This window comes from Algivirga pacifica (assembly GCF_039543525.1).
In the GTDB taxonomy this organism is placed as follows: Bacteria; Bacteroidota; Bacteroidia; order Cytophagales; family Flammeovirgaceae; genus Algivirga; species Algivirga pacifica.
The window spans coordinates 1-21365 of sequence record NZ_BAABJX010000035.1 but is presented as its reverse complement, the minus strand read 5'-3'; the positions used below and the strand labels follow the sequence as shown (position 1 = coordinate 21365).

Here is a 21365-nt window from a genome sequence, read left to right as displayed (position 1 = left end):
AGTTTAGTAGTTAAACTTATGTTTTTCCTTTTATTAAGGTTGAATAATTAACCGACAGTTGAGACGGCTTACGCCGCTGGTTGAGTGGCACTATGTGCCGTTGAGTAGCCCTTCGGGCTGTTGAGATTTTGCAGTACTACTCTTTCTCAACAGCCCGAAGGGCTACTCAACGGAGCAAAGCTCCACTCAACGGCACGCAGTGCCACTCAACAAAGCGAACTAGCAGTATGACGGTTAAATATTCAACCTTAATTAAAGGAAAAAAGCCTGCAATTCTAGTAAGAATCGCAGGCTTTTAAGTATTATCAATTGATCGCGTAATACCCTACCTGTTAATTTACATATACTTTTTCTGTAACCTCTTGGGCATCATAAGTAAACCTCAACAGGTAAACCCCTTTTCTCAACCCTCGAATCTTAATAGGCAGGCCATTTTCTTGCTTTATTTTTAATAGTGGAGATGTCGCCTCATAGACCACTTGTCCTGTCATACTCATCACTAATAAACGAGCTGAGGAATGAAAGCTTGGTACCTGAATACTAAACTCCCCATGAGAAGGATTAGGATATGCTGCAATAGACTGGGATTCTGTCTCCTCCTCTTGCGTATTTTCATAATCTAATTTATAGGTGAAATAAGAAGAACAACCAAACTGGTTCGTCAGCATCAAAACATACTCTCCTGCTTGCATTCCTCGAATGGCACTTCCTACCCTTTTGATCCCTGCCGCATCAAACCAAGTAGCCTCTACTCCTGAAGGAAGAGGAGTAGCCAAACTCAACGTCCAATTTCCTTTTTTGTATAATGTCCTCACCTTAGCCCTCATCGACACCAACGTTTCACAAAGAGAACTTTTTACAAAAGCAGACAAAGCTACCGAGCAACCGTTGGCATCTGTCACCTCTAAACGGTACTCCCCTGCCGATAACCCCAGCAAATCTTCTTCTGTAGCTATAAACCCATCAGGTCCTGTCCAGTAATAGGTATAAGGTGCTGTTCCTCCCGATACCTCTACAGCGATTGCTCCATTCACTTGCGTTTGCATCCCTTCATCCTCAATACTCTCTACCGTCGCAGACAGATCACTGTTCTGACAAAACTCTTGAAAGTCACCCACTCCTACCTCATACGTAAAATAGGCTGTACATCCATTAGCATCTGTCAATTGAAGTACATAAACCCCTCCTTCTAATCCTGTCAAATCCTCCGTATCAGCAAATGATTCATTATTTACAGTCCAGGCATAGGTATAAGGAGCTTCTCCTCCATTGATCGTTACATCAATAGCACCGTCTTTTGCCCCTGGGTACGTCTCATGTTGTACAACAAGCGTATTCGCAAACTGTACACCATCACATCCCTCCACTGCTTGTCCATAAATCATGGAAGGGGACAATCCTCCAATAGCCACGACTCCCCAGCATAGGTAGTCCATGTATCTCATTTTTGGTTTATTAGTATTCATTCTGGTTGTTAATTAATGAGTTATTAGAATAAGGTATAAGGGAAGCCCCTGAAGGGGACTCCCTTATAATTTAGTCAATTATTAGCTTATGTACTACAGATCGATCATCAGAAATCAATCTTAACAAGTACATACCTTTACTCTGTCGACTCAAATCTACCTGCACATTTGCTGATTCAGCTTGCCTTTCCCAGATCACTTTTCCGGAAGCATCAAACACTACCATTTTTGCATTTTCAAAGGTAGTTGGCAAGGTCAGGTTAAACATACCATTGGATGGGTTTGGATAAACCTTTACTCTTTCTTCCAGGGATGTTACCAAGCGAGCCTCACCTCTTACTTCATACGTAAAGGATGTTTTACAGCCTTGACTACTTCTCATCACGAGTGTATACTCTCCATCACGAAGACCTGTAATACTAAGGTCGGTAGAGTAGAAGCCATTTGGACCAAACCATTCATAACTCATGCCATCTCCTGTGTCTTCTATCTGAATCTGTCCTTGTCCTCCTCTATTTGACGCATTACTTACCCTTGCTCGTATATCCTTCAGTGTATTACACACAGCATTCAGTACTGTTTGTGTCATAATGGCCTCACAACCCCTGGAATCAGTTAAGAACAAACGATACTCACCTTCTTTCAGGTTATCGATTCTGGCCGTAGTGGCAATAAAGCCATCAGGTCCTTCCCAATAGTAATAATAGGGTGCTTCTCCTCCTTGTGCAGATACTTCTAGTAAGCCATCTCTAGCACCCATTTTACTCTCATGTATCAAATCCTCTACTACTACATGAATACTTGTTCCAGTACAAGGGTTCTCTCCTGTTTCTCCCTCTATGCGAAGAAAGTAAGTAAAGTATCCTGTACAGCCATTCGCATCCTTAACTCTCAGTACATACTGCCCACTCGTCAACCCTGCAATATCCTCAGAAGTACTATGAAAGCCCTTCGGCCCCGTCCATTCATAATAATATGGGGCTGTTCCACCCTGTAGTGTCACATCGATATATCCATCTGCCGCTCCTTTATAAGATTCCTTCTTAAAGATTGGATTAGCCTCCATGCGAATCATTCGACAATCTACTTCAGGAGGTGTTCCATCCTCTGTTCTTACATGATAGGTGAACATAGCGATACAACCATTACGATCTGTTACTCTAAGGGTATACTTTCCTCCTGTCAGTTGATCAATATCTTCCACATACGCTTCAAAACCTCTCGGCCCTCTCCATTCATAAGTATAAGGTAAAGTATTTCCTTGAAGGGTCACATTAATTGCTCCATCATAAGCGCCTTGACGAGACTCATTTGTCACCTGAGCTTCCGCCTTAATTTCTACTCCTTTGCAAGGATCTGGAAGAGCCTCTAGATTATACGTACAATATGCTTTACATCCTTTGGCATCCGTAATCTCCAACTCATACTTACCAGCTGTCAGTCCTGAGATATTTTGTTCCGTTGAAGTGAAGCCGTCAGGACCTTTCCAACTATAAGTATAAGGGGATGTTCCTCCCGTAATGGTCACTTTGATTTCTCCATCATAAGCACCTGGAGAGGTTTCATTCATCATGCTTACTTCAGAGACAATCTTCACACCGTCACAAGGATCTGTCGGTGGCGTCTGCCCTACTCTCACAACGTAAGAGAAGCGTCCTCGACAACCATTAGTATCCACCACTTCCAAATCATATTTACCAGCTACCAATCCTGAGATATTTTGCTCCATTGAAGTGAATCCATCTGGACCTACCCAACTATAGGTATATGGAGCTTCTCCTCCTGATATACTCACCGCTATGACTCCATCTGCTGCACCCGGAGTACTTTCCTTGGTCACCGTAGCTGAAGACTCCAATCGAACTTCTTCACAAGGGGTCTCTTTAGGCTCTACCATTACTGTTGCCATCTCAGAACATCCATTTTCATCAATTACTTGAATGAAGTAAGTTCCAGGTCCTAGGTTCTCTACTAAGTATTCTCCTGCTAAAAGGTCATTAAACACCGTATCTAACTGTCCTGTTACCGTTACATCGTATGGTTCCGTTCCTCCACTTAGGATAAACTTGAACGAACCATCCGGTACGCCTGGTACAGTTTGGTCTTGTTTTTCAATCACAAGATCCAAAGCTTTATCCGGCTCTGTGATTTCGGCAGAAGCCTGATCCGTTGCCCCTACTGCATCTTCCACGAATACATCATACATTCCCGCTGGTAAGCTATCCAATTCCTGAAAGCCATCAGGAAGCCCTGTAAATACGCCTACTACTTGTCCATCCTTCTCCACTCTCACTTCATAAGGTGGTTCTCCTCTTGATATTACTGCCTGTAGTCTACCCGTAGAGTCTCCTTTACAAAGCACAGGTACCGTTTGTAATCTCAATACGATATCTCCTCGCTGTGCTACCAGAAAAACAGAATCTTCTTTCACACAACCATTGGCATCCGTCACTTCCACAAAGTACTGCCCTTCCATTAAATCAGATAAATCCTGTGTTGTGGCTCCTGTAGACCACAAGTATGCATACGGAGGTGTACCTCCTGATACGGTTAAGTCTATAGCTCCATCCGTAGCAAGTATAGCTGAAGGGTTCATTCCTTCCAAAGAAGTTTGAATTGGTGCATCCGGCTGTTCTACCACAATATCCCCCACTACTTTTGTACAGCTATCAGCATCCATCACCGTCACCTGATATGTCCCTGCCGGTACATTCACAAGGTTCTGAGTGGTTGCGCCATTACTCCACTGATACGAGAATGGTGCTTTGCCTCCTTCTACTGTAAGCATCACCATACCTGTACTATCACCAAAACATGGAATTGGTGTTGCGACTACTGATACCTCCAGATTATTTTCCTGCTCAACAACCCCTGTAAGCACTGTGGTACATTGATTGGCATCGGTCACGATTAAGGTATAACTTCCTGCAACCACATTGACCAAGTCTTTAGTGGTTGCTCCATTACTCCACTGATACATATAAGGCTCAGTACCTCCTGTAACATCTACCAACAAAATTCCATCTGCCGATTCACAACCTGCCGCTATATTCGTACTGATATTAGCAGATAATTCAAACTCAGGCTCCGTGATTTCTGCTGAAGCGGAAACCATTTGCCCTTGAGCATCTTCTGCCATGACCGTATATACCCCTGCCGGTAGTCCTGTTAACTCCTGAAATCCATCTCCTAATCCAGGGAACTCACCAATAATGGTATCTCCTTGTTTTACGGTAATTTTATAAGGAGGCACTCCATTTGAAACGATCCCCTGTAACCTTCCAGTAGAATCTCCTTTACATGGCACTGGTATAGCAATTACCCTCAGGGTAAGCTCTGATTCACCTGTTGTTAAAGTCACCGTGTCTTTAGCAATACATCCGTTAGCATCAGTCACTATTACACTATATGTCCCCGGCAACAGTTCTGACAGGTCTTCTGTTGTTGCCCCATTTGACCAGAGGTACGTATACGGAGGCGTTCCTCCAGAAACTACTAGATTTATACTACCATCCGCTACATCCGGTGCTGAAGGATTAATCACAGCGCTTACCAGAGAGATTTCTTCTGGCTCCATAATTTGGATACTATTGCTTGCCTGACAGCCATTCGCATCTGTTACGGTCACATTATATACACCTGGCATCAGGCTCGAGATACTGGATGTCGTCGCTCCAGTTAACCAAAGGTAAGTATATGGTGCCTTTCCTCCATTCACAATAGCTTCGATAGCCCCATCCATAGCACCTTTACAAGTAACATCTTCTTTCTTTAATATTACCTTAAAGCCTTCCGGTCCTTTTATTTCGGTCTTAGCCGTTCTTTTACAACCATTGGCATCGATAACTATCACTTCATAGAAACCAGGGGTAAGTCCTGACAAGTTTTGAGTAGTCTCTCCATTAGACCATAAGAAGGAATAAGGGGCTCTTCCACCATTTACTATAGTTGTAATCGTTCCATCATTGCCACTTGCACAAGTCACGTCCGTTTTCTGTAAGGATATTGACAAAGCATTCGGGCTCTTGATTTCTACTGCCCCTGTACCGACACATCCTTTGGCGTCCGTTACCTGTACGGAATAAGTACCTACAGCAAGTCCTGTAATCGTTGAAGTTGTCTCACCGTTTGACCATAAGTAAGTATACGGTGCTACACCTCCATATACGATTACCTTAGCCTCTCCATCCTTATCTCCATAACACAAGATATCCTTCTTGGTTAGCTTCAACTTCAGTTCAGATCCTGTCTCTATTTTAATAGTTTTCGATGCTGTACAAGCATTGCTATCCGTTACGGTTACAGAATAAACGCCTGTACTTAACCCTGTCAGGTTCTTAGTCGTTGCTCCATTAGACCACAAATAGGTATACGGTACTGTTCCTCCAGTTACTACTAACGTAATAGATCCATCAGAATCATTGGTACAAGACACATCCTCTTTATAAGCCTCTATCTTAATTGATTTAGGAGACGACATCTTAATAACTGCTTCTTTCTTACAGTTATAAGCATCGGTCACAATCACCTTATAAGTACCTGCTCCAATATTGATCAGGTCCTTAGTCGTTGCTCCATTAGACCAATGATACCTATAGGGGGCTTTTCCTCCTGACACTGTCAGAACAATACTTCCATCTTTCTGTCCCGGACAGGATTCTTCCTCTATCTCGTAAGTGATATCAATAGGGGTAGGCTGTGTAATGGTTTCTTCTTTTTCGGCCTTACATCCTCTACTATCTGTTACAATAACCTTATAGGTACCTGCCGATACGCTCGTAAGGTCTTTAGTAATTGCTCCATTAGACCACAAATAGGTATACGGTGCTGTTCCACCGGAAACAGTCAATAAAATCTTACCATTCGTATCTCCAAAACATTTCAAGTTTTGCGGGGTCGTTTCCAACGTTAAAGCCGTTGGCTCTTTAATTTCCACAGTAGCAGTTTGTACACAGTACTTACTATCTGTAACCTCTACGGTATATATACCTGCAGAAAGTCCCGTAATTACTTGTGTTGTTGCCCCATTAGACCACTTATAAGAATATGGTGCCTGTCCACCGGAAACAATCGCCTTCGCTTCCCCATCCATTTCACCAAAGCAAGAAATATCCTTTTTGTTGATATTCACTCTCAAGGTAGTCTCCAGTCCAACGGTAATGGTTTTGCGTTCTTCACAACCGGCGGCATCTGTGACTGTCACGGTATAATCACCTGCTGCCAACCCTGTAATAGAAGATGTCGTAGCTCCTGTATTCCACAAATAGGCATATGGTGCCTTTCCTCCTGATACATTGAGGTAAATCGCTCCGGTATTACTAGTACCGCAAACATCATCTTTCTTATTGTAATAAATACTCAGAGGATTTAGCTTCTTAATCGTAAACGACTTATTCAGTTCACAACCTTCTGCATCAGTAATCTTAACACTATAGTTTCCTACCGGAAGATCAAACACACTACTCGTCGTTGCTCCATTAGACCACAAATAGGTATAAGGAGCGGTTCCTCCCGATACATTCAACTCAATACTACCACCGACCCCTTCACAACCTGCATCCTTCACAATCGCATTAGCCTTGATTCGATCAGGTTGTCCTACTTCATAAGTATATACTATTTCACAACCTACAGCGTCCGTAATGGTCACAGTATAGCTTCCTGCTGAAAGGTTATATACATTCTTGGTGGTTGACCCATGAGACCACTTGAACGATAATGGTAACGTTCCTCCTTTCACAAGCAATTCAATACTTCCATCTCTCAAGCCATTACAGCTTACATCTTTGATTGTCTCCTTAGCATAAATTACCGGAGATGCTTTTACTTCAAACGTCTTCTTCACCTGACATCCTTTGGCATCAGTGACGGTCACTTCATACAGTCCCGGAGGAAGGTTATAAAGCTCCTTATTATTGGAACTTCCATAATCCCATGAAATCGTATAAGGTGCTACTCCACCAGAAATCTGGCAAATAATCTTGCCGTTATTGTTTTTTCCACAGATATCGTATACTTCTCCTATGATTTTAATGTCAGAACCATCATTGACTTTAAATGTCCCTTGTGTACCACATCCATTTTTATCCGTAACAACCACTGAATAAGTTCCTGCTGGAAGGTTCGTAAGATCCTCCGTAGTCGCTCCATTAGACCATTTGAAGGTAAAAGGAGCGGTACCACCATTCACGGTTAAATCAATTGCTCCATTATTTTCTCCTTTACAGACCACATCCTTTACTTGAGAAGACAATGACAATGCTCCTGCTGACTTCACCATAACCCCCAAAGATGCTTTACAACCTTTAGCATCAGTGACGGTTACAAAGTAGCTTCCTGCTGGCACATCATATAAATTCTGTGTTGTCGCTCCTGTATTCCATACATAAGTATAAGGTCGCTCTCCTCCATTTACCTCTATATCTATTTCTCCGTCACTTTCACCATAGCAAGATACATCGGTTACATAGCTCTTGATACCTAAACCGGTAATATCCTGTACGGTGTACATTTTGGTGATTTGGCAACCATTGGCATCGGTGATGACCACTGTATAATCTCCCGCTGCCAAGCCTAATAAGTTTTTCGTTATTGCCCCTGTATTCCACAAATAGGTATAAGGAGCCACCCCTCCACTAACACTCAACTTAATTGCTCCTTCATAAGTCGCTCCACAATTATTGTCTTCTACCACTGCAGATGCTTCGAGAGCATAAGGATCTGTAAGCGTAAATGTTTTACTTTTCACACAACCATTCTTATCGGTAATGTCTACCGTATATACTCCTTCTTGTAATCCTGAAAGGTTTTGAGTTGTTGCTCCATTACTCCATAAGAATGTATAAGGAGCTGTAGAGCCGATCACATTTACCGTAATACTACCGTTACTTTGCCCATTACAAAGATTGTTACCTACTACTCCTGTGATTTGAAAGTCAGCCTGTACTCCCACTTCAAAAGAGGCTTCTTTTTGACAGCCATTCGCATCGGTAACTTTCACCGTATAGATTCCTGCAGCCAATCCCGTACGATCCTCCGCAACACTGCCATCAGTCCACGCAAAAGAGTAAGGCATAGTACCACCACTCACCTCCAAATAAATGGAAGCATTCATCTGTCCACAATAATCTGGCGATGGTGTCCCTTTAATGATGATTGGGTCAGGTTGTTTAATCTCATAAAACCACTGTCCCTGCAGTCCATGTTTATCATATACTTTTACCCAGTAGTTTCCTGCGGGTACCCCTGCAAGATCCTCGGTTGTAGCACCTGTATTCCACAAGCAGTAATAAGGCGCCTCCCCACCACTAATCGTGATGTCTATGCCGCCGTCTTTACCTCCATTACAAGAAACATCCTTAATTATTTCTGTAACAGTAAGCCCTATGTTACTATCTTTTTCACTGGTCGGGGTATCCGCCCAGCCAAAGGTCATGCCAGACATCACACAAGCAAGCAGTAATAGCCAGCGCATGATACTTGCAGCACCTAAAGTCATTGATTTGGGTTTTTGATCCATTGAATTTTAGGTAATTAGGTTTTGAACTATTAGTTAATAAGTGAAATACCAGCAATTACATTACTAGCAACTCACCCAAGTAACATTTCCTATTCTCCTGAAAATTCGAGTACGTAAGTAATGAAGCGCTTTGTTAATTTTTACGCAAAAAAATAGCCCTCATAAGGCTATTTTTAATTATTGAAGAATCGTAAAGTTGTACTTTCAGTGACCTCTCTATTACATTACCCTTCAATTACAGTGTATGATTTCTCTGAAAACCAAAAAAAAGAGGGCGATCACCCTCTTTTTTTCATAAAAGCTTACACTTAAAATCTTTCGTAACTACAGGCTAGTAGATCAAATGATTTAGTCTCCCTCTTTAACTCAAAAAGGCCTATAGACGATCCAATGCTGCCTCTATACTTCTCATTTTTTGCGGGGTATACTCCCCTGACACCATATGCACAATTTTCCCATTTGTATTCAAGACAAATAGTTTAGGAGAGCTTTTCTCTATTGATAGCTTTTTTCTTAGTGAACGAACATCTCCTTTATAAATACCTGCATGGGAATGAAGCTTCGGGTCTACATTGGTTTTCATACGTTTTAAGACTTGTCCTTCCAAGGAGTTCTTGACTCCTCCCAACATTCCGGCAAAAAACACCTCTACCTCGTAAACCTTCATTTCAAAAAGTTGTCCCTTAGGAGAGGCGGATAAAAAATTATCATAAAATGGTTGTGCCCAAGTAGACATTACCTTTTCGGCTTTGGGAGAGCACGCCATAACAATCAATGAAGGCTTTACAGACTTCTTTAAGGGAAGTGTCATCATTTGACGGTCAACCGTGATCATCTCCAGCTTAGGAAATACCTTTCCTTTCTGCGCTATAACCGGTGTCGTAAAAATCAATAGTAATATCCCTAGTAGAAAGTGCTCTCTTCTCATCATAACTTTATCGGTTAAAGTTCTTAGAATAATTTAATTATGCTTTCTACTACAAGACATATACCAAAATCCTATGGACACTTACTCAAACACCTGTACAGCCTTAGGCAACTCCGTATATACTAAGAACATCAATACATTAGCATACCCCATTTTTTTTAGTTGTCTGGAATACTTCTTTACTTGCTCCTTGTATTTCTCTTCTGGATGTCCTGTTTTATAGTCAATGACAATCGCTTCCTTTCCCTTCAGCATCAATCGGTCTGGACGAAGGGTTTTCACACTCAAAAGTTCTTCCTCACTTTTTAGTAATAGCTCTGTTTCATTAAGGATCTCGTAACCGGACTTCCTATTGTAATACTGCTGTATTTCAGGCAAGCTCACCACTGTGTTCATCCGCTCAATAAAATCTGCTTCATCTTGTTCACTGATCACTCCTTCATACTTAAGGTTTCTGACCACATCCTCAATATCTTCTTCATAGATAATACGTTCAAAAGCCTTATGAATCATAATTCCTTGATTCTTGGCAGAAAAAACATCAAATATAGAAATCGCTCTTTCTCCCTCCTCTACCTCTATAGAACGTAAAGCTATTTCCTCTTTATTATCAATATGCACATACTCTTGTATCTCAAAGGTATTAGTCATTGCTATTTTTTTCTGGATAATTGGTTCTTCATCCTCAAAAAAAGTATAACGATGAATCCCTGCAGTTACCCCCTCATATTCCCTACTCAATGCTAGCTCCTGTAAATCCTGCTCTTTTCCTGATCGCTCTATGAAATATTGTAAAAACTGACTCACAGTCGTAAACTTCCCTGTTTTTGGGAGCTTCTTCTCTTGTGTAATCACATGTAAATAACGCCCTGCCCTAGTGAGTCCAACATATAATACGTTCAAGGCATCTGTCAGTACTGCCTCCATTTCTTCCTTATAGGAATCTATAAAACTTGTCTGCTCCAGGTCACTCGACACCCCCAAGGTTACTGCAGACAAATCCGGAGCGATAGGATTATGCTCCCAAGGCTGCCATAATACATCTCCCGGCCTGGGCTGCACACTCCAATCTACAAAAGGCATGATCACCGCAGGGAACTCCAATCCCTTGGATTTATGAATAGTCATAATCCTGATCGCATCCCCTGTATCTGATAAGGCTATAGATAAGTCTGCTTTTTTCCGTTCCCAATACTGTAAGAAATCCTGTACACTATTCCCTTCCTTTTGTGTAAACAACAATATCGTCTCCATAAACTTATGTAGATAAATTTGCTGCTCCTTTAAGGTATTTAGCTTCAACTGTATCGTCAGTTCTTCGATCATCTCATACAAGGACATAAACTGCAAACGTCCCAATTGCAAATGATACCCAAATACCTGATTAAGGTAAAGGAAGAAGTCTTTTAGGTAATCGGATTGTAAAACTGCTTCTGCAGACTTCACATACGCAGCACCTTGCATAAAAGAAGAGCTCTCTTCCTGATTCATTACCGCCTGATGCTTCTTCAGGAAACGAAGAATACTCATCTTCAAGGAGGCATCTGCATAAGTCGTAAACAATCGCAAAAAGTCAATCAAAAAGCCGACTACCTCTGCATTCATCAACAATAAGGATTCTGAAGAAATCACCTCATACTTGCGTTCCATCAGGTATTCGGCAATCGCAACACCTTGCTTGTTCTGCCTTACCAAAATCGCTATATCAGACAACTTATAGCCCTTTTGCTGCAGTTCCTCCACCTGCATCAATATCATCTCCAGCGTAGCCTCCTGATAGACGGTTTTGCGCAAAGTGGCATCTTTCTCCTGAGGATCTATTTGTGTAACATAAGCCTCCCCTCCTTTTTTGGAATTATACTTTTGTTCTACTTCCTTATAATAGTTGCCTAGATGTGTAGTCTCTTTACTTAATTGTTGGATCAGTACATCAAAGAAGGCATTATTAAACTGAATGACATTTTCATGGCTTCGATAGTTTGTCGCCAAGTTTTGAACATCCTCATGCTGACGAAACACCAGTTCTTCCTGCTCCAAAGCCGTTCCTCTAGCTGTTGGTAAAGCCGGTAATTGCACCAACATCTCGGCACGCCCACCTCTCCAACGATAAATAGCCTGTTTAGCGTCTCCCACGACCAAACACATACAATGATTGGCTAATGCATTGGATAATAAAGGTACCAGGTTATGCCATTGCATTTTGGACGTATCCTGAAACTCATCGATCAAGATATGGCGGTAACGCTCTCCTATACGTTCATAGATATAGGGAACGGGTTCTCCGTTAATCAAGTCATGAATACTGTTGTTCACCTCTGAGATATGTACCACTCCCTTTTCCGTTTTGAGTTGAAACAGAAGTTTATCTAGCTCATTAATCGTCGCCAACAAAAAGATACGCTTTCTTACCTGTTGAGCGACCACATACTGACTCATAAACTCCTCATCTTCCCGCTTCTTTTCAAATGCATAGTAGATGGCTGTCAGTTCTGGCTTGATTTGCTCCAGGGCACCTTCTACACCTGCTTTTTTTCCTTTAGCGGAAAGCCATTTATCTTGCTCAAAAGTATTTCGGACGGTTTGATTAGGGGATAGTTTATGGAATCCTTCTTCCATCGTAGCATGATGCAAAAAGTAATTATACAGCGATCCACGAGAAAGATGCTCCTTCTCAATTTGATACTGCTGTAGCAGCTCGATCGCCTTATTTCCTAACTCTTTAATATTCTCCTCAAAAGACGCTACAAAATCAAATAGTTGCTTCTTGATTTTCTTGAACCCTTCCAGATCCAGGGAACGCATGGTTTTAATCACCTGATAGACATCCTCATTGAAAAGGTTCTTGCCAAAGTCAAACAGGTCCTTATCAATATACCAGTGTCGCTCATCATCCGCCTTATTCAAGGCGAACTCTACCAATAACTCACTTAATGCCGCATCACGTTCCTCTCCCACCTGTTCCTGCAAAAGATAAACCGCTTCCTCCAACAACTCTTTACTATCCAACTCCAACTCAAAGTTGAAGGGTAAGTCCAGATCTTTCTTGAAAGCCTGAATCACCTTTTGATTAAATGAATCAATGGTACTGACAGAGAAATCTGCATAATTATGTAACAGTTTCTCATGAACCAACTGAGCTCTTTGACAGATTAATCTTCGTCCCTCTTCGGCTGTCTTAAACTTATCTAATGCTTCCGACAAGATCACCTCCAGCAAATCATCTGTATCACCAGCCTCTAAATTCAACGTAGCAAAAGTAGAGAGCTTTTGCAGGATCCTTTGCTTCATTTCATTGGTTGCATCCCTGGTAAAAGTCACGGCCAATATGTGCTTATAATAACCACTATCAAATCGTCCATCCTCGTCTACGGTTGTCAAGGCCAACTTCAAGAATTCCTTGGTCAATGTAAACGTCTTCCCCGAACCGGCCGAAGAACGATAGATACGAAACATCCTTTCCTGCATCATGATACTATTCTCTGATTTTATTGATTTAGTCTATCAAAAGTACAATAAAAAAACCAGTCCTTAATACTAAGAACTGGTTCATTTATCTTGGTCCTCTTCTTCTCTTCAAGAGGCTTTTTTTTCTGCTGCTTCCTCTAGATCCTTCTGCAATTTAGAGGTTGTTCGCTGTATACGCTGATAGGTTTTAAACCAGCTACGGATTGTCATTTCCACAACACCGAACAAGGCTTCCTTAATAATCCCGGAAGACATCTTGGACTCTCCTCTCGTTCGGTCTGTAAAGATAATGGGCACCTCCTTGATTCTAAAACCATATTTCCAAGTAAGGAACTTCATCTCAATTTGGAAGGCATAGCCTACAAATCGAACAGCATCCAAATCTATGCATTCCAAAACCTTACGGCTATAGCATTTAAATCCAGCTGTAGGGTCTTTGATTTTCATTCCTGTGATGGTGCTCACATACTTACTGGCACCATAAGAAAGTAATACCCTACCCATAGGCCAGTTCACCACATTCACCCCTGTAATATAGCGAGAACCGATACTCATATCATGTCCTTCTATAGCACAAGCATGGTGAAGTTTAAGCAAGTCATCTGGATTGTGAGAGAAGTCAGCATCCATTTCATAAATGTAATGATACCCCAGTTCCAATGCCCGCTTAAAACCATGAATATAGGCTGTACCCAAACCTGACTTTTCTGATCGACACTCTAAATGAATCCTATCAGGATATTTTTTCATCATGTCCCTAACGCAGTCTGCCGTTCCATCAGGAGAGTTGTCATCTACAATCATGACATCAAACCTTGTTGGCAGCTTAAGGACAGCCTCAAGAATATCTGAAATATTCTCGATCTCGTTATATGTTGGTATGATTACTATATTTTCCACATCTGTAAGATATTCCCTTCTTTATGATATCTAAAAAATATACTATTTAAATTTAATAATATTTAACTAAAAAAATTAAATTCTCTTAGTTCACCAATACTTTTTCCACTAACACACGTCCATCTGCCAGGATCACCTGCACAAAATAAAGTCCTTTACCTATGTTTTTAAGTGCTAAGGTTACAACCTGTTCCGAGCTAACTTTTCGGATAGCGTAGTTATGTATCAACTGTCCCGAAGAATGAATCAACCGCACTTCTACTTCCCCTAGGCTATCTCCAGAAAGTGATAAGTTCAGGCGTCCATCTTTTACAGGATTGGGATAGAGAGTCATCTTAGTCTCTTCCTTGAACCCATCCTCTACAGAAGTAACCCGAATCGTATAAGGAGCCGTAACGGATGTACAAACCAAAGAAGTATGTTCTACCGTATATACCCCTTCTTCAGGATTTTCTAACACCTTACTATTGGCTCCTTCTATTGCTACTCCATCTTTATACCATTGGTAACTGGAGCTTTCATGTTTTAATGAAAGGTTTTCGTTATTTAAGCGAATAATCTGGTTGCCCAACACTCTCAATGTCCGTATTTCCGTACGCTGATGTCCAAAACGGTCTTCCAACGTAACTTCTAAGCCTATGTTAATACGATCATTCGGAAGGCTGTTAAATGACAAAACACTATCCTTCCACTGAAAACCTAAAGAATCTAATGTATACGATCCCGAAATAGAAGTAACCACCGCCTCTATGCTTATTTCATCCCTAAAAGAATTATCATCGTTCACTTTGGTCTTCAGGTCAAGGCTATACGTTCCACCTTGACATCGTAAGGTATCGGCTTGTGTCCATTCTACCCTAGGGGCCGCATCAATATTATCAATATTCAACCACAATGTATCCTTTACAACCCTACTAATATCTGCAGGGTCACGAGCTGTAATTTCTACACGCTCTCCTCCTACCTGAAAGTCATATGGAACATCCACCCATAGGCGATTAGCATTCAATACATCAGTATATACCTTGACAACACCATTACCATTTCCAACTGTTCGTACCTTATACTCTAGTTCACCTCCACTAGGATCCTTAAAAAAGGCATTGAGATTATCCACAATTACCTTACGATCCCCATCAAAAAGATTGACCACAGGAAAATCTACAGCTGTACGTTCAATTGGTATAGGAGCAATATAGGTTTCTAACTGTATCAACTGTTGCACAGAAAGGGCATTATTTCCACGATTAGGTGCATCGGATGCCTCTACTGTAGCAAAAGCAACCCCTAAAAAGTCTGCCGCTATATTAATGGAAAGGTTATGTAAAGTATACGGTCTCCTAATCACTACTGGCTCCCCATTGATTGTATCCCTGTAAGTCCTATAAGCAGTGCTGTCCGTAATCTCTAACTGCACTGCAGAAGTATCTGAAAACGCTGTAAACTTCAGTCGATTATCATCCCTATCCCCAAAGTAACTTTCTATATTAGAAAAATAAATCGTTCTTTTTCCTCTAGGGTAAGAGAGATAAGGAGGGTATCCTTTTCGAATATAAGGGCGGTCGTTCACATCAGAAACTCTGGTATAGAAGGTTTTTTCGACCACTACTCCATTTTCATCAGTAGCCCTAAGATAAAGTTCACTCGTCCCCACACGACCCGCAGCTGCCTTAAACTGTCCCTCCTTCAAGGCCAATGTATCAATTTGTAAGATGTTACTTTTCTGCTTTACAGAATACGTCATCGCTTGTCCACTGACATGTCCGAAATAAGTATTCAAATCTTCCCAGATCACCCTAAAATCCTTATCGGTTTCCTTAAATACCAAGTTAAACGCCGTATCCAATTGTACGTAAGGTGCATCAATGGTCAGCATTTGACTTACCGTATCCTGCTGGCAAGAAGTCCCACCAATCAAATCCAGTTGATATACTCCCCCTTCTGGGAAAGAGTAAGTACCTGATGGTCCTGAGAGTATAATTTTACTATCTATTTCATAACGATAATCTAGGGCATAAGCGACCCCTGCAGTATCCAACTGTACTTCCAGTCCACTATAAGTCGCTGCTTCTGGAAGAATCCCGCCCAAGGTATCCTGTATCGTGTATCCCAATACCGGTACCTCTTCAAAGCAACGATCAATACGTTGATAAGCCGTAATGGACTGTTCTCCCTCTGCCGTAGCAACCTTCCCGTACACAAAATGCCTTCCATAAGGAAAATCCAGCGCTGCACTATCCACCTCTCCTACAAAAGTTACTTTCTGGGCAGGAGTTCCTGCTGAAATCACTTCTTCCTGTTCCAAATAAGGAACCTGAGCGGAATCAGTCCAAATGCCATTCTCCTTCACTTTGTACACTTGCGCACTGTCTTGATTTTCGGCATACAAAGGCACTTCACCAAAGTAGAAATAAGCATCTGCCAAAGGTTTTACTTCCTTTCTCGTTGGCAAAGGCTTCTTTATCATAAAACGGCCACCTTCAGGAATACCCATATCCCCTTGCTGATCCCAAGCAACGACTGAAAAAGCATTCATACCCAAAGGCAAGGAATTCCCATCCACTAAAGTATCTATTGTTGCTCCTGAAAAGATACTTGTATCTCCATTGATCATTAGTCCTATTTCAGCCACTTCCCCACTTCGTATCACAGGAGTTGCCTTCTTGTGCACATAAAATGGTGCGGTTTGGTTCATGGACCACCATTCTTCCCCTTGCTCCGAACGCCAAAGCGCGCGCACAATCATCAAATGTCGCCCGTAAGCCAGGTCAAGTGAATTGAAGTCTACGGTAAAAGTAAAAGTAGTATCATTTTTCACCTCCACCACAAGTCCATCTGTCCGTCCATTACCGGGACCTTTATCCTCGTCAATATGGTATTCTGCCTTGACAAATTGCTGTGAAAAAGCCAGGCTTCCCATTCCCATCAATAGCAGGAAGATAATATATCTCATATGCACAATAATCGTTCAGGTATGTGATTCATTAATTAGAAGGGTACTCTGCTTCTATCGTCACCCTAACCTTCTGCTGTTGATCAATTACTGGCTTATCGATCTTAATGGATTTAATATAAGGCATAGCATAACGTCTGGAAGGCACAAACGGATAGGCTCCTCCTGTTATTCCAACATCGCCTCCCTGATAGCCTGTACCTAATGCAGGAGAATTCTCCTCCAATGACAGGTTCGATTCCAAAGACATATTGACAAAACTACTACTGCTTCTCACTGCCGTAAACCTAGGGTTAGTGTCATCTACGTTTCCTTCCAGTGTATTATCTATGCTACTTTCTGTAAATTTATCTTCCAGCTGAAAGGCTATATTATTTTTCAGGACACAACCAGAGGCAGTCAGGATTCCTATCTTGTTGGCACCTGTCGTTCCATAAAATATATTATCCAGCAACATAACATCTTCTACCCCTTCAAAGGCTCTCACATTTAAATTACCCGGAATAAACAGGTTATTGACAAATGTACATCCTCCTTTAATTCCTGATAGATAACCAATCACATTATTGGAAAACTGTATACTACTTCCACCAATGGTAGAAGCAGAAACCATATCAAATCGAGGCACCAAACTATTCATCACATTCATGTCCAACACAAACGTTGATACATCTGATACCTGTAGGTCCAAGAGATTGACCTGACAATATTCTATCTCCACTTTTCCGAAATCCTGATTTCCTGACGCATTGAAATCATTAATTTCCAACTTAGCAGTTTTCAGATTGACAAGCTCTACCTGATACCCCCCTGGCAACACGATAATTCGATCTACGGAAGAAGCTATCTCATTATATGCCTCTCTCTCCTTGAATCCTCCGCCTACAATCTTAATGTTCTTATTAATCAAAACCTGTTCATAAGGTCTGTCCGAAGGCTGTAACATAAGGGTACTCCCAGAAGGCACCTCAGCCACTGCAGTGGCTAATGAAGTATATTGAGCGGGTACCTTAACGGTATTACTCACTGTAAAAACACCCTGTGCCATGGCAGAAGGGAGAGCCAGTACGCTCCATAAAAGAAGTGTAACGATATGTCTCATAGATATATTGACGATTTTGAAATATTCTTTTATATAATTCAACAACCAAAAAATAGAATTATTGCATGTAAAAAACGATGGTTTCTCTAAAGAAACATGAAATACTACGATTAATCCCAAAGGTAAGAATACCCTTTTATAAAGTAATATCTTCTAATTTTATACAAAAAAAATTCTAATAGGTAGGGGTATCGCCAACATCATACCAGTTTATAGTCATCAAGATGAAGCTTCTTGATAAACACTTTTTGTTCACTCCACTACATGTCGTATGATATTACTTCTGATTGTTTCATAGTTACGTTCAAATACACCCCTTGTATCATAGATAAGTGGGCATCGTGAACTAATCAGATTTGAAAGGGCTATAACTTCGGTATTCTACAGATTAAGGGGCACAAGACGAAAGCCTAACGTTCAATAAGTATGGCTTTTCCCTTAACAACTTTTAATAAGTTCTTTATAAGGACATAATATTACTATCATTGTACAATAAGCTATTCAAATAACACAATAACTTTCTTTCTTAACCATCATTATTATGGGTAAACTATTACTTCTCTTTACTCCTATTTTGATCAACTTTTCCAAGTCAAAACATTTCCTGTATACATCTAATACCCTACAAGAGTCTATTGTAGATACGGCCTATGTAGCACATAGTCACAATCTATTATTCATTAGTTCCATGCTCGGCATTGGGTTGTCCTCTCTGTTAGGGGTATATGCCTACCGAAAGAAAAGCCAGGTAAAACAGGAATTGAATACCTTATGTCTACAATACTCAGAGAAAGAGTTCTCGATGCTCAGGCAAACCAATCAACTGAAACAAAGTCACCTCGATATTGCACAACAATTAAATGTCAGCAATAATGAGTTGAATACCTTTCTCTATAGAGCTTCCCATGATCTAAAAGGGCCTATTGCCTCTCTACAAGGGTTATGTGAAGTAGCTAAAATGACTTGTGAAGATCCTATTTCCGAAGAATTATTTGAAAAGATTAATGAGGTTTCTAGCAGTATGAATAAAATGTTAGAAAAGATCAGCCTGCTGCATAATATCCAAAATGATAACAGTCAACAGGAATCCATTGATTGGGTGCGCTTTGAAGCAGACCTACAGCAACAGCTAGAGGGCTACCAAAGTACTACTCCTCTGAGCTATCGCTTAGATATCCATGATAATATCACCGATCCTTTTCAAGGAAACACCCCTCTTATTCAATCAATTACAAGGGAGTTGATTGAAAATGCTTTTACATTCCGACAAGGAACGCAACCTGAGATAAATGTCAAAATTTATCAAGAGCAAGAAAATATCTGTATACAAATACAGGATAACGGTAGAGGAATACCTGCAGAAATGCGAGAGCGAATTTTTGAAATGTACTTCAAAGGCGACTTAGCCTCCGAAGGACACGGGCTTGGGTTGTATATCGTACAGAAAGCTGTCAAAAAGCTGAACGGACAAATAACATTGGAATCACTTCCACAAGGAAGTCAGTTCTCCATTAGTATTCCTATGCAAGCATAACAAGACTTCAGCCGTATACCCTCCGATAAACTCCGATGATTTCCTACACTAGAAACATTGGAGTTTATCCTTATACCTCCATTTCCTTCCGGTATGCCTGTATCTCCTTAAATCCCCTTTCGTACATCTTTCCTGATTTTAAATAATAGAAAAGCATCTCGTCCAGGAGCAGTTCATCAAAGTAACGGTCATACCCTTTCTCCAATAGCAAGAAAATATCTTTCAGGTACATCCCTATCCACAAAATAGTGGTTGTCTTATGCTTTCTCACTTCTGTAGCCTGACTTAACCAGGTTACCGCCTCAGCATAATGCCCATAAGTAATCAATTGCTTAATATTCTTTTTTAAAAAGTTAATGTTTGAAGAAGTGTGGCCTCCCTTACTGATCTCTTTTAAGGCTTCTTCCATTAACTTGAGGGGTTTCTTGTAATACTCCAGGCTTTCCCACAACACAGGGGTTTCTCCTATCAATGAAAGCCCTTGCTTCACCTTTTCAATAGCTTTCATATAATGCCCCATTTGCGCGTAGCACTTTGCCAAAAGCTGAAAAGTATCTAGCGTATAGGTCTTTTCTCTTACTTGCTTCTCCAGCAATACAGTCGCTTTACCGTACTGCTGCTTTTCAAAAAACTGTAAAGCAGATTCGTTCACCATTTTAAACTTGTTAGACCGAGTAGAAAATTCAAAAATTATATGATTAAAGGCTTGCTGAAAACAAGCCCATACAAATACTCTTTCACATCAAATGGTAATAAAGCAAGTTAAACCTAATGGGATTCTCTCTCTCTTATAATAGTCACCACTACACTTATCATATCATGTACGCTAAAAAAATTCATTGTACTATCTTTCTTCTGTAGAATACAAGACAGAATCATTATTCAGACTGTACAGTACGAAATTTCAGAATATTATTGTTTTTTCAAAATATTTAATAAAAAAAATCAGTAGCTGTAAAATATTTATGCATAAAAAAAAGCGAAGTCAAATAACTTCGCCTTTTATTCATGTCTTAGCTCTGAATGTCTATGTGTTTATCTATGCGTTAATGTGGTGTTTATTGGTTAGGTATTTCAAATAAAGTGAACTAAAATTTATTTTCCAAACATTTAAGATAAATAATTGTACAAATTACGTTTTAAGTTCCCGGTCATAGGATTTTAGTAGGAATTCTTGTTTATCGCTTATTGCTTATCGTTTAATTATTTCATTAACCGTATTCCAGCAAACCGATAACCGATAACCGATAACCGATAACCGATAACCGAACTTAAAAATCCCTAGACAAAAAAAAGAGCCTTCCTAAATATAGAAAGACTCTTTTGCGGAACAGACGGGACTCGAACCCGCGACCCCCTGCGTGACAGGCAGGTATTCTAACCAACTGAACTACTGCTCCTTTTCCGATTGCTTTTTAGACCTATCGGTGGTCTCTTGGCGGAACAGACGGGACTCGAACCCGCGACCCCCTGCGTGACAGGCAGGTATTCTAACCAA

The 21365-nt window shown here is 40.8% G+C and carries 9 protein-coding genes and 1 tRNA gene; 1 reads left to right on the top strand and 9 read right to left on the bottom strand.

Annotated features, from left to right (window positions below; genetic code table 11):
• Positions 1-332 precede the first annotated feature (332 nt).
• The 7 genes from ABD985_RS11890 to ABD985_RS11860 all read right to left on the bottom strand — a co-directional run bounded on the left by ABD985_RS11890 (position 333) and on the right by ABD985_RS11860 (position 18333).
• Positions 333-1466, bottom strand: a complete 1134-nt coding sequence (locus ABD985_RS11890; RefSeq protein WP_345372002.1) for a T9SS type A sorting domain-containing protein — start codon at positions 1464-1466, stop codon at positions 333-335.
• A 70-nt stretch (positions 1467-1536) separates the two neighbouring features.
• Positions 1537-8985, bottom strand: a complete 7449-nt coding sequence (locus tag ABD985_RS11885) for a T9SS type A sorting domain-containing protein (protein WP_345372000.1) — start codon at positions 8983-8985, stop codon at positions 1537-1539.
• Positions 8986-9361: 376 nt separating this feature from the next.
• Positions 9362-9916: a hypothetical protein gene (locus ABD985_RS11880; protein WP_345371998.1), complete on the bottom strand. Its 555-nt coding sequence runs from the start codon at positions 9914-9916 to the stop codon at positions 9362-9364.
• A 78-nt stretch (positions 9917-9994) separates the two neighbouring features.
• Positions 9995-13381 carry a UvrD-helicase domain-containing protein gene (locus ABD985_RS11875; protein ID WP_345371996.1) on the bottom strand — a complete coding sequence of 1129 codons (3387 nt, stop codon included), beginning with the start codon at positions 13379-13381 and terminating at the stop codon, positions 9995-9997.
• A gap of 105 nt (positions 13382-13486) precedes the next feature.
• A complete protein-coding gene (locus ABD985_RS11870) occupies positions 13487-14278 on the bottom strand; it encodes a polyprenol monophosphomannose synthase (protein WP_345371994.1) in 792 nt (263 codons plus the stop codon).
• Positions 14279-14363: 85 nt separating this feature from the next.
• Positions 14364-17231 carry a T9SS type A sorting domain-containing protein gene (locus ABD985_RS11865; RefSeq protein ID WP_345371992.1) on the bottom strand — a complete coding sequence of 956 codons (2868 nt, stop codon included), beginning with the start codon at positions 17229-17231 and terminating at the stop codon, positions 14364-14366.
• Positions 17232-17262: 31 nt separating this feature from the next.
• The gene (locus tag ABD985_RS11860) at positions 17263-18333 is read right to left on the bottom strand and encodes a hypothetical protein (protein WP_345371990.1); all 1071 of its coding nucleotides are present in this window, start codon (positions 18331-18333) and stop codon (positions 17263-17265) included.
• Between the two features lie 541 nt (positions 18334-18874).
• On the opposite strand from ABD985_RS11860, the gene ABD985_RS11855 reads away from it, so the two are divergent.
• Positions 18875-19867, top strand: coding sequence for a sensor histidine kinase (locus ABD985_RS11855; protein WP_345371988.1), 993 nt, complete (start codon positions 18875-18877; stop codon positions 19865-19867).
• Positions 19868-19937: 70 nt separating this feature from the next.
• Here the strand turns inward: ABD985_RS11855 and ABD985_RS11850 are convergent, their stop codons facing one another.
• Positions 19938-20522: a tetratricopeptide repeat protein gene (locus tag ABD985_RS11850; protein ID WP_345371986.1), complete on the bottom strand. Its 585-nt coding sequence runs from the start codon at positions 20520-20522 to the stop codon at positions 19938-19940.
• Between the two features lie 671 nt (positions 20523-21193).
• Positions 21194-21267 (bottom strand) — tRNA-Asp (locus ABD985_RS11845).
• Between the last annotated feature and the right edge of the window lie 98 nt (positions 21268-21365).